Below are 25,658 nucleotides of genomic sequence, written 5' to 3' on the forward strand. Positions count from 1 at the left end.
GGTAAGGCTGCCAATTCGCTTACCTCGAACCTTCGATTTGCCCATAGCGAATATTAATCCGCTGATTTATACCTGAGCTCTCTCCACGCGAACACCAAAGGGAATAAACATTTCTTTGCCATGAATTTTTACTTGCGCAAAAAGTTTTACAAAGCCTGCTCTTTCGGGTTGTAGATGGAATTCAAGCTTTGGTCCACCTCGTTCAGAGGCAAGGTTTGGTTCTTTCCCCATCGGGTGAATATGGACAATGCTCATTAAATCCTCATTAAAGCCTACGATATGGGCAAAGGCACCCATAATAGGTTCCAGATTTTTAACATCTTGCCCCTTTCTGTCAGTTATTTTTATTGAACCCATCACGGCCTTGCCCGCCTCTATCCTGGGTTTATCGAAAGACAATTGAAACTGATAACCATCAACCGCACTGGTATAAAATGAATGCTTATCTATGGTTGCAAGTGGCTGGCCCGTTGCAGGGGCGGTCAAGTCTGCAACTATGTATTCCTGCTGATTGCTTGTTACGGGCACCACGTCAGCCCAAAGACGGTAATGCGCCCCTGGCTTTGCAGGCTTCCAGGAGAATTCGTAATAACCTGGTTTTTGAATGGCAACTGGATGGACGTGACTGTAGTCACTGAGACTGTCATCAATAATTAGCAGATGAAGCCTTTGAGTATGCACTTCTTTAAGATCATTTAAAGCAATGGCCCTTTTGTTTTGCCGGTCTCTCAATTGAAATTGTACGATCCTTTTGCCCACTTTATTGCTGATTTTGGTAATGCGAAGTTGAATCCCCGCCCGTTGTTTGGCCGCTGCTTTTATCGATGGCAATTGATGCTGATGTTGGACGTGCCCATGGGCATAGGAATGATTCTGGTAGAGAACGCTACTCAATACCAGCTGGCTTATAAAAAAGTATTTGTTGAAAGAATTAAAATTCACACAAACTCCGCTAAGAACGATTAAATGGCGATTATTTTAACAGAAAATTGCTGGAGTTGAGCAGATTTACATAATATCAGCAAAGACCTCCTCAGTTTAATTTAAGCCAGCGAAGTCTTAAGGCATTAAAAATCACCGAAACGGAGCTTAAAGACATGGCCGCAGCCGCAATCATAGGATTTAGTAATAGCCCAAACAGGGGATATAAAGCGCCAGCAGCAATGGGAACCCCCAGCAAATTGTAGATAAAGGCAAAAAAGAGGTTTTGCCGGATGTTTTTCATGGTGGCTTTTGATAAATGACGTGCCTTGACTATTCCTTGTAGATCACCATGGAGCAAGGTAATGCCGGCGCTTTCTATGGCCACATCAGTACCTGTGGCCATGGCAATGCCAATATCCGCCTTTGCCAATGCGGGAGCATCATTCACTCCGTCACCGGCCATTGCCACAATTCTTTTTTTATGTTGAAACTCACTGACGATGCGGCTTTTGTCAGCAGGTAAAATCTCGGCAATAACCTGGTCAATGGCCAATTGTGCAGCTACAGCTTCAGCGGTTTTCTGGTTGTCTCCCGTTAGCATAATGACTTCCACTCCATCCTGCTGCAACGCTTTAATGGCCGCAGGGGTAGTGGGTTTGATGGGGTCTTCAATTACTAGCAACCCAGCTAAGGACTTGTTAATGGCAACAAACATCACCGAAGCACCATGGCTTCGTAATTCATTGGCTTGGGTTTGCAATTCATCGATGAGAATGCCTTCTTCCTGCATTAATCGGGCATTGCCAATTGCAATAAATTGCTCATTGATAATCCCCTGGACTCCTTTACCTGTAGGGGCATTGAAATCACTTACTGGAGGAAAATTCAGCTTTTTTTCCCTGGCCGCCGATACGACAGCTCTTCCTAGAGGATGTTCACTATGATTCTCAAGAGCAGCGGCCAACCGCAGCAATTCGTCTTTGGGACGATCTAAGCTAATCACCTGGGTTAATTTCGGGTGCCCTTCAGTTAAAGTTCCTGTTTTATCTACAATTAAAGTGTCGACCTTTTCAAAGCGCTCTAGTGCTTCTGCATTTTTAATCAATACGCCATTGCCGGCTCCTTTACCAATACCCACCATAACGGACATGGGGGTTGCTAAACCCAAGGCACAGGGACAGGCAATGATCAATACTGAAACTGCAGCAATTAAGGCATAACTAAAAGACGGCACGGGACCAATGAAAAACCAGGTGAAAAAAGCCAAAATGGCCACAAGGATTACTGCAGGAACGAACCATGAAGATATGCTGTCTGCCAAACGCTGAATGGGGGCTCGACTTCGTTGAGCCTCGCTGACCATCTGTATTATGCGTTGTAGCATGCTGTCGCGGCCCACATGGGTAGCTGTCATAATAAAGCTACCCGTTTGATTTAAAGTACCTCCAATGACCTGTGCTCCTGCTCGTTTGCTGACGGGTATAGGTTCTCCGGTGATCATGGATTCATCGACATGGCTTGAGCCTTCAAGGATTTCACCATCAACAGGTATTTTTTCTGCTGGACGAATGCGAAGGCGGTCACCCACCTGAATTTCATCCAGAGAAATGTCGCTTTCTTGCTGATTATCGTCCAGTCGGTGGGCTGTTTCGGGGGCTAAGCGCAGTAAAGCCCTAATCGCGCCCCCAGTTTTTTCTCTGGCTTTAAGCTCAAGTACTTGTCCCAACAAAACCAATGTGGTTATCACAGCTGCCGCCTCAAAATAGACAGGAACCACACCGGCGTTATTAAAAAACAATGAGGGAAACAGCTGAGGAAATACACTGGCGATTACGCTGTATATCCAGGCAACACCCGTACCCATAACGATTAAGCTAAACATATTTAAATGGCGATTTGTTATTGATTGCCATGCCCTTTCAAAAAAAGGCCAGCCACACCACAACACAACAGGGGTCGATAAAATGAGCTGTAACCAGGAAGAGACTCTGGCTTGCCAGTAACTGCTTAGGGCATGTTCAATCATAGCCAAAATCATTACCGGAAGAGTTAGGCACAAGGCCAGCCAAAATCGCCGCAGCATGTCCATGTATTCTGAATTGTCTGATTCAATGGGAATTGTTTGCGGCTCAAGCGCCATGCCGCATATGGGGCAATTACCAGGCTTTTCTTGGCGGACCTCTGGGTGCATGGGGCAAGTGTAAATGACAGGGCCACTGACCTCTGTTTTGTTTTTCACTGAGCTTGACTGATGACTGCAGCAACTGTGTTTTTCAGAGATTGTTCTATGATCATGAGAAGGAGGGTTATGTTTCATAAATCATCACTTGTTTAGTCAAGATCGAATAAGTTAATTATTAACGAAGAAGGCCATTTAGGGAACTTTTGAAAGCTTGTTTGGCTTTAAGGAAAAAAGATCATGATTCTAAAAACCTATGAATTAAAAGAGGTTTATTACTGTGCAAGCCCCGATGAAAATTTTGAAATCACTCTGGATTCACCTGCTTTGCAAATCTTTACTGATTTTAAAAAACATGAGCCATTGGGAATTGAAGAGTCCACCAATGTAGTTGAGGCCGAGGACATGATGAAGAAAACGCATGTTAAATTAAACCTGGTGTTTAATGAAAATGAGTTTGTGGGAACTTTGGCATACTCCGACTTGATTGGCGAAAAAATGATGTCTCTTTCTCATCATACACCACGTAATCAAATTACCGTTGGCGATGTGATGACGCGCAAAAACCAGCTAAAAGCCATTAGATTCAGCGATTTGAAAAGAGCGAGAGTTCGCGATGTGGTGGAAACGCTTAAAAACGAAGGAAAGCAACACTTTCTGGTTCTTGATGACACGAGTGGCAGCATTCGGGGCGTAATTTCCTCAAGTGATATTGCTCGCAGGCTCCATGTGCCTTTAGACATTAACAAAGTATCAACCTTTATGGATATTTATAAAGCGCTAAATTATGATCGTTTCTAATAAAGTGATTAAACTATATACAACAAGATTAAAATAAATTAAAATTGTAATTTTGTTGTATATAGTTGTTGTATGAAAAATCGAGTTTTCTTTTTACCTAAGTTTAAGCCTAATGTTTCTTCCCTTCCCGATTCCGAACAGGTATGGCAGTTGTTAGAGCAGGCCAAAGGCCACATTGCAGACATTATGGAGCAGGCTAAGCAGTGTATACAACATGAACCAGATACTTTAGCCATTATTTTAGGTTATGAAGATTACTTCCAAAGTGGCGCTGGGCACTTGAATCACGGCTGTGTCCCCCAGGAAATAGGAGTCCGCTATTTCGTCGACGTATTTGCAAATTTAACCAAGGGTTATGAGAACATTGTATTGATTCCAGGTAGTATTTATCTCTCAGTTGATAAGTTAGAAGCAGATAATAAACCCTACCGTCAAAATGGCTCAAAGAACTTCAACGCAGAAGTGTATGTGCAAAATGTGGTTCCGGTTTTTTTTGCTGGAAAGTGCATTCGTTTGCTAAAAAAGGGGGATTATTTAAGCGCCCACATCAAGAATCCGAATCATAAACAACACTGTCACCGGAAAACAGCAATTTCTTCAGAAGCCGATTTCCTTCATCTATTGACTTCAGAGGAATGCGAACGCCTACAGGTCGATGTATATCATGAGGACGAGTTGGAGGATAAGGTTAAGAACTGTGTCATGTTCGGTAAAACCCCATTACCAGGCGAAAGACAATTATTAGAGCGGTTCGATCTGGTTGATGTCGATTTTTTTTCACCCAAATTCACCATTAAAGGCCGAAGTTTTGGACTTGAGATTTGTGCTGATCACCAAAGAGCTTTTCTTCGCAAAATTCCAGCTTTATCCGGTTTGGATATTCATCTGCTGAGTTGCTATGGCCAACCACAGGTGTATGATGGAACCCATGGAAGTGGATTTTTTATTCGAGCAGAGCACGATAGTTGCAGCATCTTGGACATGCGCTCACAAACTTATTTGGATGTAAAAAGTTGCTTTGAAATCACGAGGGACAATCAAAAACCACAGAAAACACAAGCCCTGCAACGATTTTTTAGAATGAACTCGGACAGAGGACCATCCAGAACTGCAAAACATGCCTCGGTAATTGCAAAATAAGGATGGCATTTTGAATGCCCGATCAGTGTCTAAAGTGCCGATAGCCGGTAAACAGCATCGCAATTCCCGCCTTATTGGCGGCATCAATGCTCTCTTTATCCCGGATAGAACCACCGGGTTGAATGATTGCAGAAACACCAGCTTGTGCAGCCATATCAATGTTGTCGCTAAAAGGAATGAAAGCATCTGAAGCCATAACAGCCCCAACCGTGCTAAATCCTGCTTCCTGAGCTTGCCAAATTGCGATGCGAGTGCTCATAATTCGGCTTGTTTGTCCTGCCCCAATACCAATTGTACTGCCATTTTTGGCCAAAACAATTGCATTGGATTTAACGTGTTTAACGGCAAGCCAAGCAAAGATGAGATCTTGCAACTCTTGTTCTGAGGGTTTTTTATCGGTGACATACTGCAGTTTGTCATTGATAAAGGTGAGATCGTCATGTTCTTGCACCAGGAGCCCCCCATGAATGCTTCGCATATCCAGGCGAGGTTCAGAGTCCTTGGCCCATGTGCCACTCACCAAAACTCTTAAGGCCGGTTTTTTAGCAAAAATGTTCTGTGCTTCCTCGTCAATTTCAGGAGCAATAATGACTTCGGCAAATTGTTTCTCCAAAATCAGTTCAGCTGTTTCCTTATTTATAGATTGATTGAAGGCCAAGACACCCCCAAAACTGGAAATGGGATCCGCCTCGTGAGCCCGTAAATAAGCATTGGCCAAATTATTTCCCAGGGCTATGCCGCAAGGATTTCCATGCTTCACAATGACGCAGGCCGGGGTTATGGATGGGAAGGAGCGAATGCAGTCAAAAGCTGCGTCAGCGTCCAGCAAGTTATTGTAGGACAGTGGCTTTCCTTGCAGGATTTTTGCTGAGGCCAAGGAATTGGCTGGGGGATTTCTGTCCTTATAAAAAATAGCCAATTGATGCGGATTTTCGCCGTACCGTAATTCAGATTGCTGAATGAATTGGCAGGTGAGAATGGAGGGAAAATTGACGGGATGCTTTTCCTCATTCAAAGTCCCTAAATAATTGTTAATGGCTGCATCATAGGCAGCTGTATGTGCAAACGCTTTTTTAGCCAAATGAAAGCTCCAATTGGCTGGCACTTTTTTCATGTTCAAATAGTCTTGCAGCGCAGGATAATCCTCAGGGCTGACAATGGGATAAACAAAAGCATGGTTCTTAGCCGCAGAACGAAGCATGGTCGGCCCACCAATGTCGATGTGTTCGATGGCGGTTGCAAAATGGCAATCCTGGTCGCGAATGGTTTGTTCAAAGGGATATAAATTTACAATTAATAAATCAAAACGTTTAATGCCGTACTCAGCAAGAATGGCATTGTCTTCCGGGCCCCGGGCAAGTAAGCCCGCATGAATCGCTGGATGCAAGGTCTTGACGCGGCCATTGAGCAGCTCCGGAAAATTTGTGCAAGAAATGACGTCTGTAACAGGGAGTTTATGCTTTTTCAGATGAGCTGCTGTATTCCCCGTTGCTACCAATTCGACACCGTGTTGGTGTAAGCGTTTGGCGAGTTTAACAATGCCTTGTTTATCGGACACACTAAGCAAGGCTCTTTTAGGGGTAAATTCTATAAATGGCTGAGCAGTCATCGTGACCTCTTTATCATTTAGCAGCGGCTGAAAACAAGTAATGACCAACCGTGCATATTTTTTATCAGTTGCAGCTTAAAATCATCTTGGTAGTGTTCAGTGAGTACCGTTTCCTGATCCGCCAGGATACCGGAAACCACCAAAAGGCCGTCTTTATTTACTAATTCCCTGAAACGGTCCTTAAGGCTTATAAGAGGGGTCAGTAAAATATTGGCAATCAATAAATCCGCTTGGATATTCAACTCATCCGGAAAGTGCACATGCAATTTTTCGGGGGCAATCTGATTGGTCAAAGCATTATTTCTGGTCGCTTGCAAAGCTTGTTCGTCGATATCGACCGCATAAGCTTCTGAAGCGCCAAGTTTTAGCGCGGCTAAGGCAAGAATGCCCGAGCCACAGCCATAATCAATGATCACTTTATGATTAAGTTCCGCTTGATCAAGCCAGTTTAAACACAGGGAAGTGGTGGGATGAGTCCCGGTGCCAAAGGCTAAGCCAGGATCAAGAATTAAATTAACCGCGTCAGGATCAGGAGATTCAGTCCAGGAAGGGCAAATCCACAGTCGATGGCCAAAGCGTTGTGGCTTGAAATCATCCATCCAGGCGCGCTCCCAATCTTGATCGGCAAAGACTTCAAGACTAAGTTGTAAATGAGGGTATTGCTTTGCCAGGGCATCCATGGCTTTTGTGGCTGCCTCTTTTTCATTATAAAGAGCATGAATGATGATTTCCGGCCAAAGCGGAGTGGTTCCAGGCTCAGGCTCCAAAACAGGATCATCGTGTTTGTCCGTAAACGTAACGGATAAAGCACCGGTTTCTTCCAGTGCTTCACTTAAATTTTCGACTTCTTCTCGCTGGGAATTATCCACTTGGACCTGATACCACACATTTATTCCTTCAACATTTTTTCTAAATAATGGATGTTTGTTCCACCTTGCTTAAACGCATTATCACGCATGATCCGCTGATGCAACTCAATGTTGGTTTTAATTCCTTCTATGATGATTTCGTCAAGGGCATTGCGCATGCGAGCGAGAGCCTCTGCACGATTTTCACCATAACTAATGAGCTTACCAATCATGGAGTCATAATTGGGCGGTACCGTATAGCTGCTGTAAATATGCGAATCAAAGCGAATGCCAGGACCACCTGGTTGATGAAGCAAGCGAATTGTTCCTGGAGAAGGCATAAAGGTTCTTGCATCTTCTGCATTGATACGGCATTCAATGGCATGACCCCGAAATTGAATGTCTTCCTGTTTTAAAGTGAAGGGCATTTCGCTGGCAATTTTGATTTGTTCTTTAACAATATCAATACCTGTGATCATTTCAGTTACCGGATGCTCAACCTGAATGCGGGTATTCATCTCGATGAAATAAAAACAGCCATCCTGATACAAAAACTCAAAGGTTCCTGCGCCACGATATTTTAAATCGCGACAAGCTTTAATAACGGATTCGCCAATGTTTTGACGTAATTCTTCACTGATGCCAGGCGCGGGTGCTTCCTCAACCACTTTCTGATGCCGTCGTTGCATGGAGCAATCCCGTTCACCTAAATGAATGGCATTGCCGTTACCATCCCCCAATACCTGAAATTCAATGTGACGCGGATTTTCTAAGAATTTTTCCATGTACACCATTGAATTATTAAAGGCTGCTTTCGCTTCACTGCGTGTTAAGGCAATGGCATTTAGCAAATTCGCTTCAGAGTGCACGACGCGCATGCCTCGTCCACCACCGCCACCGGCTGCTTTAATGATTACGGGATAGCCAATTTGGCGTCCCAATTCGAGATTGCGGTCATCATCGTCAGTCAATGGCCCATCTGAGCCAGGAACGCATGGAACACCTGCCTTTTTCATGGCAGCAATCGCAGACACTTTATCTCCCATCAGGCGAATGGTGTCGGCACGTGGGCCAATAAAACGAAAACCACTTTGCTCAACAATATCGGCAAAGTCGGCATTTTCGGACAGGAAGCCGTAGCCAGGATGAATGGCCACCGCATCAGTGATTTCCGCTGCCGAAATAATGGCCGGTATGTTTAAGTAACTTTTCTGAGAATTGGCAGGGCCTATACAGACGGTTTCATCAGCCAGCCGAACGTGTAGCAAATCTTTGTCCACATCAGAATGTACGGCTACCGTTTGAATGCCAAGCTCTTTGCAGGCACGTAAAATGCGAAGAGCAATCTCACCACGATTGGCGATTACAATTTTACTGAGCATCAATCGACCTCTTATTATTCTTCAATGATGAACAGGGGTTGGTCATACTCAACCGGTTCGCCGTTTGCAACCAGAATCTCAGCGATTCTACCGGCACGATCCGCCTCAATTTCATTAAACATTTTCATGGCTTCAACGATGCAGAGGGTATCACCGGCTTTAACCGCTTGTCCTACTGTTACAAAGGGTGCGGCATCGGGAGAGGGTGATGTGTACATGGTTCCTACCATGGGAGAGCGGATCTTGTGGCCTTTGCTGACCGGTGCTGCTCCCTTGCTTTCATTGGCTGCTGCAGGGGGGGCCACTGGAGCCGCTTGAGGCGCCATCGCAGGGGCTTGGGGCACATAGCGCACCTGGGCGGCTTGCTCCAGACCTGTGTAATTGTGACGGCTTAAACGTACGGACTCTTCACCCTCTTTAATTTCGATCTCGGAGATGCCCGTTTCCTCTAACAGTTCAATTAATTTTTTAATCTTGCGAATATCCATCGATAATAACTCTCTTTTAATTTAGTTCATCAATAATGGCTTGTAAGGCCAGAAAATATCCTTTAACCCCTAATCCGCTAATCACACCCTTGGCAATGTCTGAAAAATAAGAGTGGTGGCGAAAGGTTTCCCGCGCATAAATGTTGCTGATGTGCACTTCAATAAAGGGAAGGTGCGCAGCTAATAAAGCATCACGCAGAGCAATGCTGCTGTGAGTAAATGCCGCAGGATTTATGATTAAATAATGAATGTTATCGTCTGCGGCCTGATGAATTAATTCAATTAAATCTGCTTCACTATTACTTTGTTTCGCAGTTAAGGCATAACCGGCCGCTTTGGCTTGCTGCACCAATGACTGATTTAGTTCGTCTAAAGTAGTGGAACCATACAGCTCAGGCTCGCGCAGACCGAGGCGATTCAAATTTGGGCCATGGAGAACAAGTATTTTCTTCATTCCAGGAGAAGTTAGCGAAATTGAGGGGATTCTGCCTGAACTTTGTGATAATGTCCAGATTTCCGATGATCTCGGCATGATCTCGGCATGATAGCAACATTCTAAAAAAACCTGGTGATTCCTCACCACAGAAATTAAAATGACGCCCTTACCTGGATATAAGTGGTTTTATAGTAATGCAGTTGATACATGACTATAGGGACTTGATTAGCATTTTTAATGATTGTTTTTCTAAAACCTTTAACACGCAATTGTTGAAAGGAGAGGATGAGCCCATCTATCTTCCAGCGGATGATCATCGTCCGTTTCATGCCATTTACTTTGCTCATGGTTTTTTCAGCAGTGCTTTGCATGAATGCGCACACTGGTTGATAGCCGGTCAGGAGCGACGGCAAAAAATTGATTATGGCTATTGGTATGAACCAGACGGAAGAAATGCCAAACAGCAAGAACTATTTCAACGGGTGGAGGCAAAACCTCAGGCGTTGGAGTGGATTCTTTCTGTCGCAGCAGGTTATCGCTTCAGGATAAGTATAGATAATCTCAATGGCCCCGCTCTGGACACGGATGCTTTTAGAAAAAATATTTACCGTGAGGTCAAGAACTACTGTCAACAAGGATTGCCTGAGCGCGCCAGAATGTTTCGGGCGGCTTTGTGTGATTTTTATGGTAATTCGCAGGAATTAGCGATTGAGTATTTTAAAATTGAGGATCTCTGATCATTTGCTAGAAGCAAAGACTGTACTTTCTTGAGACTTTCAAATAAGTTTAGAACAGTGCTTTAAATAACAAAATCAGGTAGGACAATGGATTATGGCTACTACTCACATCACTGACGTCACTTTACGTGATGCGCATCAATGCCTTATTGCCACCCGAATGCGCACTGAAGACATGTTGCCCGCCTGTGGAAGAATGGACCAAGTCGGATTTTGGGCTATGGAGGTCTGGGGCGGAGCAACCTTTGATGCCTGCTTGCGCTTTCTTAAAGAGGATCCTTGGCAACGTTTAAAATCGCTCAGAAAAGCCATAAAAAATACCCAATTGTCTATGCTTTTGCGTGGGCAAAATTTGTTAGGCTACCGCCACTATGCCGATGATGTAGTACAAGCTTTCGTAAAACTGGCTGCAAAAAATGGTGTCGATGTATTTCGTGTTTTTGATGCCTTAAACGATTTGCGCAATCTGCAGGCTGCCTTGGAAGCAGTAAAAGCCAACAAAAAACACGCGCAGGGCACAATTTGCTATACAACTAGTCCAGTTCATACCCTTGAGAATTTCGTTGATTTGGGGAAAGCATTGGCAGACATGGGTTGTGATAGCATTGCCATTAAAGATATGGCTGGTTTATTAACACCACAAGCCGCTGTAAATCTTTATCAAGCTTTGGCTAAGGCCACAGGCCTACCTATCCACCTGCATAGCCATTCAACCGCTGGACTGGCCAGCATTTGCCACTACGAAGCGGTTTTGGCAGGCTGCAACCATATCGATACAGCCATTTCTTCTTTTGCGGGAGGAGCCTCCCATCCGGCAACTGAAGTCCTGGTGGCGGCTTTGGCTGAAACGCCATTTGCAACGGGCCTTGATATGAATCTATTGCTGGACATTGCCGAGTATTTCAAAGAAGTCCGCAAAAAGTATTATCAATTTGAGAGCGAAGCCCGAGACATAGATCCCAGAGTGCAAGCCTATCAGGTGCCTGGCGGCATGATTTCGAATTTATACAGTCAATTAAAAGAGCAGCAAGCCTTGGATAAAATAAAAGAGGTACATGCCGAAATTCCCCTTGTTCGCCGTGATTTAGGCTATCCCCCTCTGGTTACGCCCACTTCCCAAATTGTTGGCACACAAGCTGTGATGAATGTTTTAACTGGGGAGCGTTATAAAACCATCACCAATGAAGTTAAATTATATTGTCAAGGTAAATATGGCCATGCTCCAGGGAAAATAAGCCCAAGCTTAAGGAAAAAAGCCATTGGCAACACAGAGGTCATTGATGTTAGGCCAGCTGATCTCATCCCGAGTGAATTAAATCGCCTGCGTAAGGAAATTGGGGCGCTCGCCAACTCTGAAGAAGACGTTTTGTCCTATGCGATGTTTCCCGAAATAGCCAGACGGTTTTTAGAAGAGCGCAAGAGCAATGACTTGCATCCGGAACCTATTGTTGCAGCACACACGCCAAAACAGGACGAATTGCGTTTGTCAGAATTTGACATTGGTCTGCATGGCGAGAGTTATCACATTAAAATTGCAGGTTATGGCGAGCGAGAAAGAGGCCAGCAAGCTTGTTTTCTCTGGGTAGATGGTGTTCCCGAAGAAGTCATCATAAAGCTTGACGAGGAGACTGAATCGGGTGAGACAGAAACCATTAAAAAGAAAAAGGCTGGTGGTCCTGGAGACATCACTGTGGCCATGCCAGGAACGGTCGTGAATATTAGTGTGGTGGTCGGTCAGCAAGTAACTGCCGGTCAATCCTTGTTAGTTCTTGAAGCGATGAAAATGGAGACTGAAATTCAGGCTCCATTCAACGGCATAGTCGCCGAAATATTTTGCAGTAAAGGAGAAAAGGTGATGCCTAATCAGGTGCTCATGCATTTGATTAAATAATCAGAATATCCCAATTATTCGCGATAACTCGCCTTCAATATTCTTTCCCTTACCGCAAGCCATTCGGGGTTGTCGGGGGGCAGTTCGATAGCAATGCAAAAGGCATGGCTGTGATCAGCCTGTCGAAGCTGGTAATACAATTCGAACGCTGCTTTTTCAGGGGAAAGGGGGAACTGGTAAAATAAATCACCGGGGTGAGATTTGAATTCTTTTGGTTCGGCAAAGGAGATGATATAAACCGGAAGCTTGTTTTCCTCGCAAAATTGCTGAAGGCTTTTCTGATCAGGAAAGCAATACAAAGGTTTTTCTGGTTGATAATGACTCAATAATTTTCCGGGCGCCCTTATTGCTCCTGCATCGCCCTCATGGATATGGGGAAGCAGTTGTTGAATGGTTTGTTCATCAATGGTCCCATGACGAAGTATTTGATAATGATTTACTGCGGTCGCGGCAACAATGGTGGATTCAATGCCAACTTCGCAGCGGCCGCCATCAAGAATCAGCAGGTTTTGGTCAGGAAAACTCTCTTTGACGTGCTGGGCGGTTGTCGGGCTTACTTTGCCAAACGGATTAGCAGAGGGAGCTACCAGCGGCACACCCAGTCGTTTTAATAAATTTTGGGCAGTTGGATGTTGAGGACATCGTAAAGCCACTGTGTTTTGCCCACCGGTGATGCATGAGCTTACTGCTTGCGGTTTGCACTTCATAACCAGCGTCAAAGGCCCGGGCCAGAAGTGTTGCATTAAGATATGGGCATAATCCGGGATAAAAGAAACCCATTGTTCTAAATTCCAGGTTTCTGCCACGTGCATGATTAAAGGATGATTAAGCGGTCTATTTTTCATCAAAAAAATTTTGCGAATCGCTTCTTCATTCGTTGCGTCAGCAGCAAGCCCGTAAACGGTTTCTGTAGGGATGGCAACAATCTCACCTCGATTTAGATAATCCAGGGCGAGTTCAATATCAGTGGTGATTAGACTCATAAAGTAAAAAACTTAAGCTTAAATATTGAATTATACTCATATCCGGCCACGAACATACATTAAATTACATCTAAAGGTTGAAATTACCCGAAAAAAAGGTGAAATTCCCAGCATTTAAAATCAGGGATTGAATTCCTCGAGGTGTGTAATGAAATGGCTCAGAAAATTCAAAGAATATTACAATCGTTCAAAGGAAAACAGGCTGCAAATTTTAATTTTCTTTGGTTTTGTGATCGTTCCAGTCATCGGAATGACTATTTTGTACATTTGGGTCTATTTATTTTGACTTAAAAAATAGCATTTTGTTCGCTTCTTGTAATTTCCCAGGCACGGCATTTGAATTTCTTAATGCAGCGCCCTCCCTCTTACAAATTCCTAATTTCAAAAACATAAAAACTATGCTAGTTTGACCATACCTGTTAAGATTGCGAATCGGATTTTAGCTTGGCCAACCTCAGGGAAATTTTGCTTAATCTAAAATTCGAAACTCAGCTCAACGGGATCCTTCAAGGGATAGTTGTTACCACGCTTCTCATAACAAAGGATGTTTACGTTCATGTAAGCATGGAAATTGTTAACAACCAAAGGCACTCCCGGATGAGATTGCCTCATATTGTTTAAGGAGTAGATTAATGCACCCAAATGTTTACTTGTCTCCATTGGTGGCTTCTTTGGCGATTACCATGGCGTCCTCTGCCAAGGCAGCTGAACCAATTTCTCTTCAAAAGGAATCTTTCCAAACCTTACAACAACAATTCCAGCTTTCATTGCCTGGTGTAAGGCAAGCGAATGTAATGCCGCTTAATAATTTGCAATTTCTGCAACAGCATACGGATAAAAATCAGGTAACCCACATTCGCTTGCAACAACAGTATGCAGGTTTTCCTGTTATCGGGGGCTATGCAATTGTTCATACAAGCAATGCCAAAGGTTTATTACAGTCCCCGCAAAGTGCAACAATGAATGGGGTAGTGTATCGCAATTTGCAGAATGATTTGGGGCAACCTGCTGCCGATTTTATTAGCAATGCTCAACTGGCTTTACAGCAATTAAAGGCTCAATATCCCAATAAAGAACTCAGTGCAGAAAAATCGACTCCTGTGGTGTTCATTGATGAGCAAAATCAAGCACATTGGGCATATAAAGTGAGTATCTTCGTCCACCATAAAGATAAAATTCCTGAGCGTCCTACTGCCATTGTTGATGCCAAAACATTTAAACCGTTTGTTGAGTGGAATGACATTAAAACAGCGCGAGTTCCAGCAAAAGGCATGGGCTTTGGCGGCAATCGTAAAATCGGTGAATTCGGCTACGGCAAAAATTATCCCCTCCTGGAAATTACCCGCGAAAACAAAAATGCCACCTGCTATATGGAAAATACCAACGTCAAAGTGGTAGACATGAAGCATGAATACTATTCCAATAACAGACCCATGAAGTTTGAATGTAAAAATTCCATCGAGCCAAACACAGCAACGTTCTGGACGGGCTATAAAGGCGATGGCTACGACAGGGATAATGGGGCTTTCTCACCAACAAACGATGCGCTGTATGCAGGACATGTTATCAAGCACATGTATCACGACTGGTATGGAGTAGAAGCGTTGGTGAAACAAGATGGCTCACCCATGCAGCTGGTGATGAGAGTACATTACGGCGACGGCTATGAAAATGCATACTGGGATGGTGAGCAAATGACCTTCGGTGATGGCGACACCATGATGTATCCTTTGGTTTCCCTTGGAGTGGGTGGTCATGAGATAAGCCATGGCTTTACCGAACAACATGCCAATCTAGAGTATTATGGTCAATCAGGCGGCATGAATGAATCTTTCTCAGATATGGCTGCTCAGGCTGCTGAATACTACTCTACTGGAAACAACAGTTGGCAGATTGGGCCTGAAATCATGAAGGAAAGCAGTGGTTGGGATGCACTACGCTACATGGATTTACCCAGTCGCGATGGAATGTCTATTGATTCTGCGGATGAATACAATAGCGGTTTAGATGTCCATTATTCAAGCGGTGTTTACAATCATCTGTTTTACATTTTAGCCAATAAACCTGGTTGGGATACTCGTAAGGCATTTGATGTAATGGTTAAAGCAAACATGGACTATTGGACACCTTATACAACCTTTAATGAGGGTGGTTGCGGGGTGATCAATGCGGCTAAGGACTTAAGTTATTCCTTAGATGATGTTAAAGCTTCACTGAGTGAGGTTGCTATCGATTTTAGCCAATGTATGCTGAACACTAACTAAGTTGGTAAAACTCAGCCAGGCATTCAGAAACAATGCCTGGCTCTTCCATATGTAAGTGATGTCCACCTTTAATGAGGTAAGTTTTTAAATTCCGAATGGAACGCGCACGGGTCCCCATATCATAACCATTAAAAACGGAGCTATTCTCAGCCCAAATTAAACAGGTCTTTGCAGAAATATGTTTTAGGCAAGAAAGAATCTGTCCTTCTGTCATACGTAAGGCTGTAGGGGTTAATAGCCGCCGATCGTGGCGCCAATAAAACATTCCATGTTCCTCACGTGTACCTCTTAGGCACAAAAGTTCTGCGTGTTTTAAAGATAAATATCCGCGCTTGGCTCTTGCTTGGGCGGCAAGATCCAAAGAATGATAAGGTTTATTGCCTTGACTATGTTTTTTAAGTAAATGTTGCGCGTAATGCCTAAGCTGTTCCTGGCAACTTTCTTCAGGTTTAGAAAAAGGGCCTAAGCCTTCAATTGCAACGAGAGAAAGGATTTGTTCGGGAATAACACCAGCAATTAAACTGGCGAGACAGGCTCCCATGGAGTGGCCTAGAAGATGAAATTGTTTTAATTTTAATGCCTTGGCAATTTCTAAAAAAGTAAAAATACCATCCGTAAAATGATAATAGCAACCTTCAGGCAAATGCGAAGAAAGACCATGTCCTGGGAGGTCAATCGCAATTAAGTGAAAATTCTTTTCAAGGTAAGGTGCAAGCAAATCAAAAGAGTTTGCATTATCTAACCAGCCGTGAAGGGCAAGCATTGGCGGCAGTTGTGGGTTTCCCCATACTTTTGCTGCGATTTTAAATCCTGGGATATCCAATGTTAAGTCATTCATAATTAATGATGAGTATTTTTCTTATTCAATAGTCTATATGTTAGACTTAATTATTGTCGATATTAATTGTTAACTTGCATCATCAATGGAAGCAGCTTATAAAATTAATGAACTCTTTAAGGGTAGAAGCCTTTATTCATCCCAATGGTCTGCAAATTTAATGTTAGAATATTCTATTCTTATACAACAACAGTAATTGTTAGATTCTATGCAACAACAAAAGCGTAGCCTATCTTTAATCACTTACAACATTCATAAAGGATTTGGTTTAGGCAAAATTCGATTTTTATTGCCCGAGATGCGAGAAGCTCTTTCGGGTTTAAACCCTGATTTTGTCTTTTTGCAGGAGGTCCAGGGTGAGCATAGAAGACGAGAAAAACGCATTGGCGCTTGGCCTGATTTGCCACAGTTTGAATACATTGCCGAAAAAATTTGGCCTCATTACCTCTACGCCAAAAATGCAGTTTATCAATCAGGGCACCATGGCAATGCCATTCTCAGTAAATTTCCCTTCGAAGAGTTTGAAAACATCAATTTATCGTCAATGAATCGAGCATCGCGCAGCATTCTTCATGGCCAAATTAAAATAGGTGGTGACTCACCTCAAACCATTCATTTGCTATGCGTCCACTTGGGTCTATTTAAAGCCGAACGCGCTTCCCAGTGTAAAGCACTTATGGAGCGCATCAGCAGAGCAGTACCTGAACACGAGCCTTTATTAATGGCTGGGGATTTTAACGATTGGCGTCATCATCTGTCCAAACCTTTAGCAGAAGAGTTAGGTATCCATGAAGCATTTTTTCGCCTGGAGGGACAACATGCCCGCTCCTTCCCAGCCATAAAGCCTGCTTTTTGCGTGGATCGAATTTACTTTCGCGGTATGGAAGTAGCCGATGTGCAATGTTTGCAAGGAAAGCCCTGGCGTTTATTGTCTGATCATGTTCCTCTGCTCGCGCGATTTGAACTCAATTTCAGCAATTAAATACTTTCTCAGCTAAAAAAATCAGAATGATCTCGCGAAACGCTTCATTTTGCAGATGACAGGACGTGCATTCATCCTATTTTTGTTGATTGAATAGACAATAGGCTACGAAGAAATTGGTAATTATAAAGAATAAAGTTAAGGGCAGAAAATCTGCCCTTAATTGAAGTTATTCCATATCGCTGTGGTATTCACCAAAACAGGCAGCGCTGTTTAAACGGGCGCGTTTTAGCAAGGCCATTTGTGCTGACTCAATGTTAGCACTCTTTCCTTTCCAAGCTTGCAAACAATCTTCTTGAAGGGCTCGTCCATAGGAAAAACTCAGATTCCAGGGTTGATAGCCTGTGCTGTTGATGGCATTTAAGTTCATGGTCGCTTGTTGCGGGGTTTGTCCACCAGATAGGAAATTAATCGTGGGAACGGCAGCTGGTACATTATTTCTGAAAACACTGATGGTGTAATCAGCGATTTCTTCAGGCGTACTGAAAGGCTTGAAGGCTTTTCCTGAAGTGATCATACTTGGTTTCAAGACAATATTTTCCAGTTCCACTTGATGAATGAATAAGGCATGGAAAAGTTCATGCAGTACCATCTCTGTGGCTTCAGCACAATGTTCAATGGGGTGGTCGCCATCCATTAATACCTCAGGCTCAACGATTGGCACAATGCCAACAGCTTGGCAGGTTGATGCGTAACGGGCGAGCATTTCAGCCCCGGCTTTAATTGCAGTCAGACTGGGAGTGCAATCGGTTATCGAATAAACATTACGCCACTTGGCAAAGCGAGCTCCCAATTTTTTATAATGTTCCAAACGTTCCGTTAGGCCGTCCAAACCCTGAGTGACTTTCTCGCCATCTGTGTTTGGCAAATTAATCAAACCCTTATCAACTTTAATTCCAGGTAGAATTCCTTTGCTGGCGAATAAATCTGCAATACCTTGCCCTTGCTCATCTTTGTGTTCGAAAGTTTCTTCAAACAGGATAACCCCATTAATGTATTGTTCAAGATCAGGAGTGGTTGCGAGTAGTAAGCGATAATCGCGACGATTTTGTTCGCTATTGTCAATACCGATGCTGTCAAAGCGCTTACCGATTGTACTGGTGCTCTCATCGGCTGCTAGAATGCCTTTACCGTCTTGTAATAAATGCTCAATGGTTGCTGATAACTCATCATAATGCATAAATGTATTCTCCTATTGGCCTACTGTTTTTATTTTCCTGGGGCTGAAATGTATTTCTCTCGAATGACTTGCTGCATGCTAAATCCTCTTTCTTTTAAATAATTGAAAGAGTCGTCAATCATACCTGGATTTCCGCATAAATAAACTACATCATTCGCGGGGTCTAAAGAAAGATCCGGGAATGAGTGCTGCACATAACCCTGATGTTCATGAGGTTGAAAATGATCAGTGGCCTCACGGCTTAAGTGCGCACGAAAAGTCACCTGTGGGAATTCTTTGGCGAAAGCTAAAAATTCATCCGGGTACAGGATTTCCTCATGCTTTTGCACTCCTTGCAAAATTACTATTTTTAAATCAGGATTCACTTGCAAGCGGCGTCTTAATTCACTCAGCATAGCGCGATAGGGAGTGACTCCTGTGCTGGTAGCTACCAGAATATAACGTTTGGGCATTTCTTCTTTTAAAATTAAACGTCCAAAAGGTCCGCTCAGATTAAGTTTGTCGCCGATTTTTAAATTAAACAGTAATTCAGTGCCTGGGCCGCCTTCCACAAAACCTGCGGCAAATTCAATACGGTTATCTTCTGCAGGTACATTGGCAATGCTGTAACTGCGTTTAAGCATTTTGCCATTGCGTTCAAAATGAATGGTGATGAATTGTCCCGGCGCATAGTGGAAAGGAGGGACTTGTTCTGCCTCGAACACGAAATGTCTAACTTTGGAAGAAAGCATAAATGTTTCTGCTAAAGTTACAGAAAAAGTTTTAATTTGCATCATAATTAACAGTTTTTTAAGAATTCAACTAATATAGGCAAAAATTCATCCATTGCAAGGCCTGGATGTGAATTGGTATATAATTACACTATGAATAACACCGATTTAATCACAATAATCGGCAATATCGGCCGATCCCTTCTCCCTGTTCAGCATCTCTTAAGCGGCGGTGCTTATTTGCTCGGAATCGTATTATTCATAACGGCAATCACCAAATTTAAAAAAGTTGCCGGCCAAAAACAGTCTAACGAAAAAATCTTCGTACCCATTGCTTACCTACTGGGTGCGGCTGCCTTACTCTATTTGCCAAGTGTAACTACAATCCTGGCTAACAGCACTTTTGGTGCAGGTAATATTTTACAGTATAGCGGCTATAACCCCTACAATATTTACAATTCAATGGGTTTTCTTATACAAACCGCAGGATTAATTTGGTTTATCCGCGGTTGCGTTTTATTGGTACATGCTAGCGAGCCAGGGGTTCAATGGGGTCCAAAGGGATTGGTTTTCCTTTGCGCCGGCGTGTTGGCCATGAATTTTCAAAACAGCGTCAATATGATGGCGGCTCTAATGAATCAGCTTGAACAACTGAGCATTTCAATTCAAACCTACCGCGGTGGCGGAACATAAGAGGAATACAATCGCATTCCTTCTGCGCCCTTGGATACCCAAAAGTCTCATCATTGAGTCGAGTCATCATTTTCGCCGCAAATCTTTAAATTATTGGCTTTGGCAAAATCCAGAATGGCTTGATATACCTGCGGACTTGATTCTTTTAATTTCGGATCAAGTAAGACGCATTTGTAGCCGTCGTTGTTAATGCTAGGTTGCAGGAGTGGAGAATAATGAATTCTTCTGTTCTTAAAACTTGCTAAAGTGCCACTCATTCTCTCTGCCCAATCACTTGGGCGAAAAGGTTTACCTTGTTCAGTAACCCCTTCAATGACTATCTTTTTACTTTCAGAGTTGGCCATGCTTGGACTAAAAAATGACACTTTAAAAACAGTATGCGTAGTATAGCATCATCTTGATAAAACCACGAGGGAATAGCAAGCAAGGGAAGGATTATGATAGCATGTCTGCGATTTTATTTCCTTGAGCAGAAATTGTGAGACAAAAAGAAAGTCATTCAGGAATTTATTTATTGCCAAACTTGTTCACGACTGCCAGTTTGTTTGCTGCGTTTTATTCCATTGTAGCCTCTTTAAAAGGCCAATATGAAGGAGCGGTCATTGCTATTTTTGTCGGCATGTTAGCTGATGGCTTGGATGGCCGAATAGCCCGGTTAACCAAAACACAAACTGCCTTTGGCGCTCAGTATGATAGTTTGTCGGACATGGTCACTTTTGGTGTGGCTCCATCGCTATTGCTGTATAGCTGGAACCTTCATGAGTTGGGAAAAATCGGTTGGCTGGTTGCTTTTTTATATACTGCTGCAGTTGCCCTCAGGCTTGCACGTTTCAACGTTCAGGTAGAAACGGCAGATAAACGCTATTTTCAAGGTTTGGCCTGCCCACCAGCCGCTGCAATTGTGTCTGCATTGGTTTGGTTTTGTTACCAAAATGGCTTGACCCATTTTGCAATTGCAATTTTTACAGCCATTCTTGCTACTATTATTGCCATTTTGATGGTGAGTAATGTTCGCTATCACAGTTTTAAAGAAATTGATTTTAAAGGCAAAGTTCCTTTTCTCTATCTTTTAATCATGGTGATTATATTCGTCGCGATAGCCGCGAATCCTTCAGTGGTTTTGTTTACAACCTTTGTCATCTATGCGTTGTCAGGACCGGTGCAAACTCTAATAACTTTGCAACGTCTGCGCAGGCAACGTAAACGTTCTCATGAGGAATCAAAAAACTAACTTATTCGGCCTCACCAAAACGGTCATTGATCAGATTAAGGAGGGCTCGTTCCATCTCTTCTTCGTCTGGACCTTCAATTTGCAGGATTAGATCAGTTCCTCTATGGGCAGCAAGCATCATTACAGCCATGATGCTTTTTCCGTTGATGGTTTGATTGTCTTTAATGACATCGATATGACTTTGAAATCTTGAGGTGGTAGAAACGAATTTCGCAGAAGCCCGAGCGTGCAAACCTAATTTATTGATAATGGTGACTTTAGTTCTAATCATAGGGTTACAACTGTATCACGTGCTGTAAAATTCTACAATAATTAGGGTCGGCTTGTCTGAAAATCTATTGCTCTTCTTGTAAATTAATTAGGCAAGGTGAGAATAAAAATCGGTAAACTTGCTCATCGCCTTTTGATTCATGCGATGAATGCCCTGTCGTTTCTTCCAAATCTCTTTAATGGCGTCATTCACGCGCTTTTTGCTGGCTTTTAAAGCAATAGCCCATAGATGTGCCACAAAGGCTTTACCTCGAGCCTGGCAGTCTATGTCTAGAAAATAAAGGGCGCGCTTAAAATGCTTTAAATCCTCCTTTTTTAATAAGGAGGCGGTCCTTGAGTTCGGTCTGGCCAGGTTTTTATAGCGCAAAATGTTGTTTAACAAGAAGTGGAATTGCTCAGAATCCCTACGGTGAGCCCCATAGCTACGAGTGATCGATTTATAACGTAAAATATAACTTCGGTTGCCTGAAGCCTTTTCAATCTCTAAGAAAATAGCCCTGAGATTGTCCTTAAGCTCACTGACCACAATCTCTTTCGGATAAATTATGTATTCTAAATCCTCATCCACGAGCATGTATTGGATGACTGGAGCTTTATCATACCCTCTAGGCAGCCACCGTAGTGCAGCAATATTAGCCATAGATTTCAAATCGCACTTTGTTTGTTCAATTATTGTATAGGAATAAATTCAAGGAACTGCAAATGCCATTGCTGTTTGACATAGAAGGGGCAAGAGATAAAAAGTTAGGGGCTTGGATAGGTGCAAAAAGTGGTTTTAGACATTCTATGCATTCAGGGGCTAAAGGCCCCTGAGTATTCTGCAAGGTTAACCAAAACAACAATTGGACTTTTGGTCTTTGTTGTTGAGAATGGTTTGATTCAATTCTTGTATATTTATTCCGTGGCCAGTTTGCAGTTCTATGAAAGCAAGTCTTCTAGCCAGGCTGCCTTCAGGGTTGACGGTGTTGCCTTGAGCAATGAGATTGGTTCTAAGAGCATTAAGGAAATCCTCGACATCTGAACCCTGATTTTCAAATGTTGCCAGCACGGCCTGGTGATGGTGGCGATTCCATCGACCTGCAATCAATAATTTGGCTGAGGAGGCCAGATTTTCAAAAAAACCCGGGCCGCCAGAAATTTTGCTGTAATCTTTCAGCAGCACTCGAACGGCATTTGCCGGGTCACTGCCTTGCTTCCACATTTGCTGATAGGATTTAGGGAAGGAATTGACCAGTTTGTTGTGCTCCTCGGCTTTTTGTTCTTTCTGGATCTGCGCCCTTAATGCACTAAGAGTTTTCCATAACACTTGCATGAAACTGTTGTCTTCCTTATCCAATCCAATATTATCCTTTGCAGATATTGCAATTCTATGTTGAAACTCTATTCCTTGCAGGTGAATGGCAGCTAGTTTCTCTTCGGGGTTTTCACATAGGTCGGCTTTAGAGCCTATGAGTATGATTGGAGCGCCACTACAAGCTTTTGAGATGGCTTCCTCAAGACTTGTTTGCATCAATGGGAAATCAATCTCCGAGGATAAATCGACGCAGTAACAGATAACATGTGCATTTCTCATAAAAATAGGGAACCAGCTGCGATTGCTCTCATTACCTCCTACTTCCCAAAGCTGTATGCTAAGGTTTTGCTCATTTTTAAACGCGCAAAAGTCAGCCCCTATTGACTGTTTATAGTCAAGCTGGAAAGGTCGGCCACTTAATTGCCGCACTATCTGAGTCTTGCCTGTATTTTGGGCTCCCAACAGCATTACTTTAAAAATCATCGTGCCTCCAAAAAAATGCTGAATTATAATACAAAAGCTTTAAGAAATAATTAGTTCTTGACAGATTGGTTGTATGGAATGCTAAGCGCTTTAAAGAGTGTGAAACAATCTTCTAGAAATGCTTCTATTAAGTGGTGTGGCAATGCATCAGCAGCAAGTGCTGCTCGATACCTAGGATATTAAGATCTTTAATCAATGGCTATCTGCCTGGGCTATACAACCCAATGGGATTTGCCAACTCATGAGCAAGGCTTTAGCTCATGTCAGCAATGGGAAAAGAAGCGAACTTTACCTGGAACGAAACATTCAGGAGCTAAAAGTCTCCTGAATGTTTGCTGGATTAGCCGAAACAACAACTGGACTTTTGGTCTTTGTTGTTGAGAATGGTCTGATTCAATTCTTGTATATTTATTCCGTGGCCAGTTTGCAGTTCTATGAAAGCAAGTCTTCTAGCCAGGCTGCCTTCAGGGTTGACGGTGTTGCCTTGAGCAATGAGATTAGTTTTGAGAGCCTCAAGCAATTCCTCGGTATTGGCATTAATATTTTTCAAAGTGAACGTGGCTAGCACGGCTTGATGATGATGGCGATTCCATCGACCTGCAAAAAATAATTTAGCGGAGGAAGCCAGGCTCTCAAAAAATCCTGGAGCATGAGCGATTTTGCTGTAATCCTTAAGCAACAAGCGAACGGCATTGCTTTGGTCGCCGCGTCGGCTCCAGATTTGCTGATAGGATTTAGGAAAGGAATTTACACGTTGGGTGTGAACTTCGACTCGATGAAGAAGCGCTGTAAGAGTTTTCCATAAAACTTGCACCAAGCTGTTGTCTTCCCTATTCACGCCAACTCTATCTTTTGCGGAGGTTACCATTCTGTGTTGGAATGTTATTCCTTCCAGATGAACAGCGGCCAGTTTTTCTTCGGAATTTTTGCAGCAGTCGCCTTTAGTTCCTAGGAGAATGACTTGGGCGCCAGGTTCAATGGAAAGGGCTTGTTTAAGATCTCTCTGCATCAATGTAAGATCAATTTCGGACGATAAATCAACGCAGTAACATATGATATGTGCCCCTTTGATATACATGGGACGTAAAGGAAGATACCTCTCATTACCCCCAACTTCCCAAAGCTGTAATTTATGATTTTGCTCCCCGTTAAGGGTGAGAACGTCTGTTCCTATGGTTTCTCTGTAATCAGTCTTGAAGGGATGGCCCCACAATTGTTGCATTAACTGAGTCTTGCCTGAATTTTGAGCCCCCAACAGCATCACTTTAAGGATCATCGCTGCCTCCAAAAAAAATTTGCTGAATTATAATGCAAAATCCTTAAGAAATAATTAGCAAGTCAGGAATTGAGGCTATTGACATACTAAGCGCTTGTAATGATTGTGATTAAATTTCTAATCACAGGTTTTCTATTTTTAATTGGTCTGTGCATATTAATTTAAATAATTGCTCTTTGTTCAGCGTTTTTCGACATTGTTCTCGAAAACCAGGCACATTAAATTGTTTAACAATCCCATTTAGCAGTTGCAAGTGCTGCTCAAAGTGATCCTTGGGAACGATGAGGCCAATAATCAAATCAACAGGCTGCTTGTCTGGGGCTGCAAAATCGATTGGACTTGCCAGTTTAATGAAGCAGGCTTTAGGTTTGGTAATTTCAGCACAACGGATGTGGGGTATCATGATGCCTTGTCCTATGGCGGTACTTCCTAATTGTTCGCGCTTGCAGTAAGCATCAAATAAATCATTCGAATTTAGATGCGTCTCGTTATGACTTAAAATGTGGCTTATTTTCAAGAGAACAGAAGTTTTGCTTTGACAATTGCCATCAATGCATATCCTGTCCGGATCAAGAACTTCAGAAAGATGCATGATTTTAGACCAAGGTAAACTCGTTATAGTTTAACTTGTCTTGCAGTACGGATACAAGGCTAGCAAAGCATTAGAGGACAAGCCGGGATTGTTGTCCTCTATGAAAGAGAAAAGAATTATTCGCGATGCTCACGAATTTTTTCTTTGTGTTTAATTAATTGTCTGTCGAGTTTATCAATCAGGGCATCAATGGCTGAATACATGTCATCAGATTCAGCACGGGCATGCAGTTCACCCTTGGCCACTTGAATGGAAGCTTCAGCAATTTGGCTTAATTTTTCAATATCAAAAACAACATGAATAGAAGTAATTCTATCAAAATGTCTTTCCAATTTATTAAATTTTTCGACAGTAAAGGCTTTGAGGGCAGGGGTCACCTCGACATTATGGCCGGTAAAACTGATTTGCATAAACTTCTCCTATTATA

The 25,658-nt window shown here is 42.9% G+C and carries 26 protein-coding genes; 8 read left to right on the forward strand and 18 right to left on the reverse strand.

The window, feature by feature from the left end; all coding sequences use genetic code 11:
* Positions 1-66 precede the first annotated feature (66 nt).
* Positions 67-942 (reverse strand): hypothetical protein, encoded by an 876-nt coding sequence (locus EL203_RS02115; protein ID WP_058471141.1) that lies wholly within the window; start codon positions 940-942, stop codon positions 67-69.
* 91 nt (positions 943-1,033) lie between these two features.
* A complete protein-coding gene (locus EL203_RS02120) occupies positions 1,034-3,241 on the reverse strand; it encodes a copper-transporting P-type ATPase (protein ID WP_058471140.1) in 2,208 nt (735 codons plus the stop codon).
* A 102-nt stretch (positions 3,242-3,343) separates the two neighbouring features.
* Between EL203_RS02120 and EL203_RS02125 the strand changes: the two genes are divergently transcribed.
* Both EL203_RS02125 and EL203_RS02130 read left to right on the forward strand, forming a co-directional pair.
* The gene (locus EL203_RS02125; protein ID WP_058471139.1) at positions 3,344-3,904 is read left to right on the forward strand and encodes a CBS domain-containing protein; all 561 of its coding nucleotides are present in this window, start codon (positions 3,344-3,346) and stop codon (positions 3,902-3,904) included.
* A gap of 72 nt (positions 3,905-3,976) precedes the next feature.
* Positions 3,977-5,044, forward strand: coding sequence for a hypothetical protein (locus EL203_RS02130; protein ID WP_058471138.1), 1,068 nt, complete (start codon positions 3,977-3,979; stop codon positions 5,042-5,044).
* 22 nt (positions 5,045-5,066) lie between these two features.
* On the opposite strand, the gene purH is transcribed toward EL203_RS02130, so the two are convergent.
* Genes purH through aroQ form a run of 5 tightly spaced genes read right to left on the reverse strand, consistent with a single transcriptional unit; the run spans position 5,067 to position 9,825 of the window.
* Positions 5,067-6,653 (reverse strand): bifunctional phosphoribosylaminoimidazolecarboxamide formyltransferase/IMP cyclohydrolase, encoded by a 1,587-nt coding sequence (gene purH, locus EL203_RS02135; protein ID WP_058471137.1) that lies wholly within the window; start codon positions 6,651-6,653, stop codon positions 5,067-5,069.
* Between the two features lie 17 nt (positions 6,654-6,670).
* On the reverse strand, positions 6,671-7,540 hold the full coding sequence (gene prmA, locus EL203_RS02140) for a 50S ribosomal protein L11 methyltransferase (RefSeq protein WP_058471136.1): 870 nt from the start codon (positions 7,538-7,540) through the stop codon (positions 6,671-6,673).
* A 2-nt stretch (positions 7,541-7,542) separates the two neighbouring features.
* Positions 7,543-8,883 carry an acetyl-CoA carboxylase biotin carboxylase subunit gene (gene accC, locus EL203_RS02145; RefSeq protein WP_058471135.1) on the reverse strand — a complete coding sequence of 447 codons (1,341 nt, stop codon included), beginning with the start codon at positions 8,881-8,883 and terminating at the stop codon, positions 7,543-7,545.
* 14 nt (positions 8,884-8,897) lie between these two features.
* Entirely contained in the window at positions 8,898-9,371 is a 474-nt protein-coding gene (gene accB, locus EL203_RS02150) for an acetyl-CoA carboxylase biotin carboxyl carrier protein (protein WP_058471134.1), read from the reverse strand.
* 16 nt (positions 9,372-9,387) lie between these two features.
* Positions 9,388-9,825, reverse strand: coding sequence for a type II 3-dehydroquinate dehydratase (gene aroQ, locus EL203_RS02155; RefSeq protein ID WP_058471133.1), 438 nt, complete (start codon positions 9,823-9,825; stop codon positions 9,388-9,390).
* Between the two features lie 185 nt (positions 9,826-10,010).
* On the opposite strand from aroQ, the gene EL203_RS02160 reads away from it, so the two are divergent.
* The gene (locus EL203_RS02160) at positions 10,011-10,544 is read left to right on the forward strand and encodes an elongation factor P hydroxylase (protein ID WP_058472215.1); all 534 of its coding nucleotides are present in this window, start codon (positions 10,011-10,013) and stop codon (positions 10,542-10,544) included.
* Positions 10,545-10,638: 94 nt separating this feature from the next.
* On the forward strand, positions 10,639-12,435 hold the full coding sequence (gene oadA / locus EL203_RS02165; protein ID WP_058471132.1) for a sodium-extruding oxaloacetate decarboxylase subunit alpha: 1,797 nt from the start codon (positions 10,639-10,641) through the stop codon (positions 12,433-12,435).
* A 14-nt stretch (positions 12,436-12,449) separates the two neighbouring features.
* Here oadA and EL203_RS02170 read toward each other — a convergent pair whose 3' ends face one another.
* Positions 12,450-13,418: an L-threonylcarbamoyladenylate synthase gene (locus tag EL203_RS02170; RefSeq protein WP_058471131.1), complete on the reverse strand. Its 969-nt coding sequence runs from the start codon at positions 13,416-13,418 to the stop codon at positions 12,450-12,452.
* A 632-nt stretch (positions 13,419-14,050) separates the two neighbouring features.
* Between EL203_RS02170 and proA the strand changes: the two genes are divergently transcribed.
* Positions 14,051-15,682, forward strand: a complete 1,632-nt coding sequence (proA, locus tag EL203_RS02175; protein ID WP_058471130.1) for a zinc metalloprotease ProA — start codon at positions 14,051-14,053, stop codon at positions 15,680-15,682.
* Here proA and EL203_RS02180 read toward each other — a convergent pair.
* Positions 15,675-16,520 carry an alpha/beta fold hydrolase gene (locus EL203_RS02180; RefSeq protein ID WP_058471129.1) on the reverse strand — a complete coding sequence of 282 codons (846 nt, stop codon included), beginning with the start codon at positions 16,518-16,520 and terminating at the stop codon, positions 15,675-15,677. The genes proA and EL203_RS02180 overlap by 8 nt on opposite strands.
* Before the next feature lie 208 nt (positions 16,521-16,728).
* On the opposite strand from EL203_RS02180, the gene EL203_RS02185 reads away from it, so the two are divergent.
* Positions 16,729-17,502: an endonuclease/exonuclease/phosphatase family protein gene (locus tag EL203_RS02185; RefSeq protein WP_058471128.1), complete on the forward strand. Its 774-nt coding sequence runs from the start codon at positions 16,729-16,731 to the stop codon at positions 17,500-17,502.
* A 169-nt stretch (positions 17,503-17,671) separates the two neighbouring features.
* Here EL203_RS02185 and EL203_RS02190 read toward each other — a convergent pair whose 3' ends face one another.
* Positions 17,672-18,682, reverse strand: a complete 1,011-nt coding sequence (locus tag EL203_RS02190; RefSeq protein ID WP_058471127.1) for a class I fructose-bisphosphate aldolase — start codon at positions 18,680-18,682, stop codon at positions 17,672-17,674.
* Positions 18,683-18,711: 29 nt separating this feature from the next.
* Positions 18,712-19,455, reverse strand: coding sequence for a ferredoxin--NADP reductase (locus EL203_RS02195; RefSeq protein WP_058472214.1), 744 nt, complete (start codon positions 19,453-19,455; stop codon positions 18,712-18,714).
* 90 nt (positions 19,456-19,545) lie between these two features.
* On the opposite strand from EL203_RS02195, the gene EL203_RS02200 reads away from it, so the two are divergent.
* The gene (locus tag EL203_RS02200) at positions 19,546-20,085 is read left to right on the forward strand and encodes a hypothetical protein (protein WP_058471126.1); all 540 of its coding nucleotides are present in this window, start codon (positions 19,546-19,548) and stop codon (positions 20,083-20,085) included.
* 50 nt (positions 20,086-20,135) lie between these two features.
* Here the strand turns inward: EL203_RS02200 and EL203_RS02205 are convergent, their stop codons facing one another.
* Complete coding sequence (locus tag EL203_RS02205) at positions 20,136-20,429, reverse strand: DUF3579 domain-containing protein (protein ID WP_058471125.1); 294 nt, start codon at positions 20,427-20,429, stop codon at positions 20,136-20,138.
* Between the two features lie 134 nt (positions 20,430-20,563).
* Here EL203_RS02205 and pssA point away from each other — a divergent pair, with 134 nt between their 5' ends.
* The gene (gene pssA / locus EL203_RS02210; RefSeq protein WP_058471124.1) at positions 20,564-21,316 is read left to right on the forward strand and encodes a CDP-diacylglycerol--serine O-phosphatidyltransferase; all 753 of its coding nucleotides are present in this window, start codon (positions 20,564-20,566) and stop codon (positions 21,314-21,316) included.
* Between the two features lies 1 nt (position 21,317).
* On the opposite strand, the gene EL203_RS02215 is transcribed toward pssA, so the two are convergent.
* The 6 genes from EL203_RS02215 to hpf form a co-directional block, all read right to left on the reverse strand.
* Positions 21,318-21,587, reverse strand: coding sequence for an HPr family phosphocarrier protein (locus tag EL203_RS02215; protein ID WP_058471123.1), 270 nt, complete (start codon positions 21,585-21,587; stop codon positions 21,318-21,320).
* Positions 21,588-21,674: 87 nt separating this feature from the next.
* Positions 21,675-22,226, reverse strand: coding sequence for a hypothetical protein (locus tag EL203_RS02220; RefSeq protein ID WP_232003988.1), 552 nt, complete (start codon positions 22,224-22,226; stop codon positions 21,675-21,677).
* A 186-nt stretch (positions 22,227-22,412) separates the two neighbouring features.
* Positions 22,413-23,363 (reverse strand): DUF5617 domain-containing protein, encoded by a 951-nt coding sequence (locus EL203_RS02225; protein ID WP_064108421.1) that lies wholly within the window; start codon positions 23,361-23,363, stop codon positions 22,413-22,415.
* A 340-nt stretch (positions 23,364-23,703) separates the two neighbouring features.
* Positions 23,704-24,639: a DUF5617 domain-containing protein gene (locus tag EL203_RS02230; protein ID WP_064108422.1), complete on the reverse strand. Its 936-nt coding sequence runs from the start codon at positions 24,637-24,639 to the stop codon at positions 23,704-23,706.
* 121 nt (positions 24,640-24,760) lie between these two features.
* Positions 24,761-25,231 carry a PTS sugar transporter subunit IIA gene (locus tag EL203_RS02235; RefSeq protein ID WP_058471121.1) on the reverse strand — a complete coding sequence of 157 codons (471 nt, stop codon included), beginning with the start codon at positions 25,229-25,231 and terminating at the stop codon, positions 24,761-24,763.
* Positions 25,232-25,347: 116 nt separating this feature from the next.
* On the reverse strand, positions 25,348-25,641 hold the full coding sequence (hpf, locus tag EL203_RS02240; protein ID WP_058471120.1) for a ribosome hibernation-promoting factor, HPF/YfiA family: 294 nt from the start codon (positions 25,639-25,641) through the stop codon (positions 25,348-25,350).
* Positions 25,642-25,658: the final 17 nt, after the last annotated feature.

Origin of the sequence: Legionella jordanis (assembly GCF_900637635.1) — a bacterium.
GTDB lineage: Bacteria > Pseudomonadota > Gammaproteobacteria > Legionellales > Legionellaceae > Tatlockia > Tatlockia jordanis.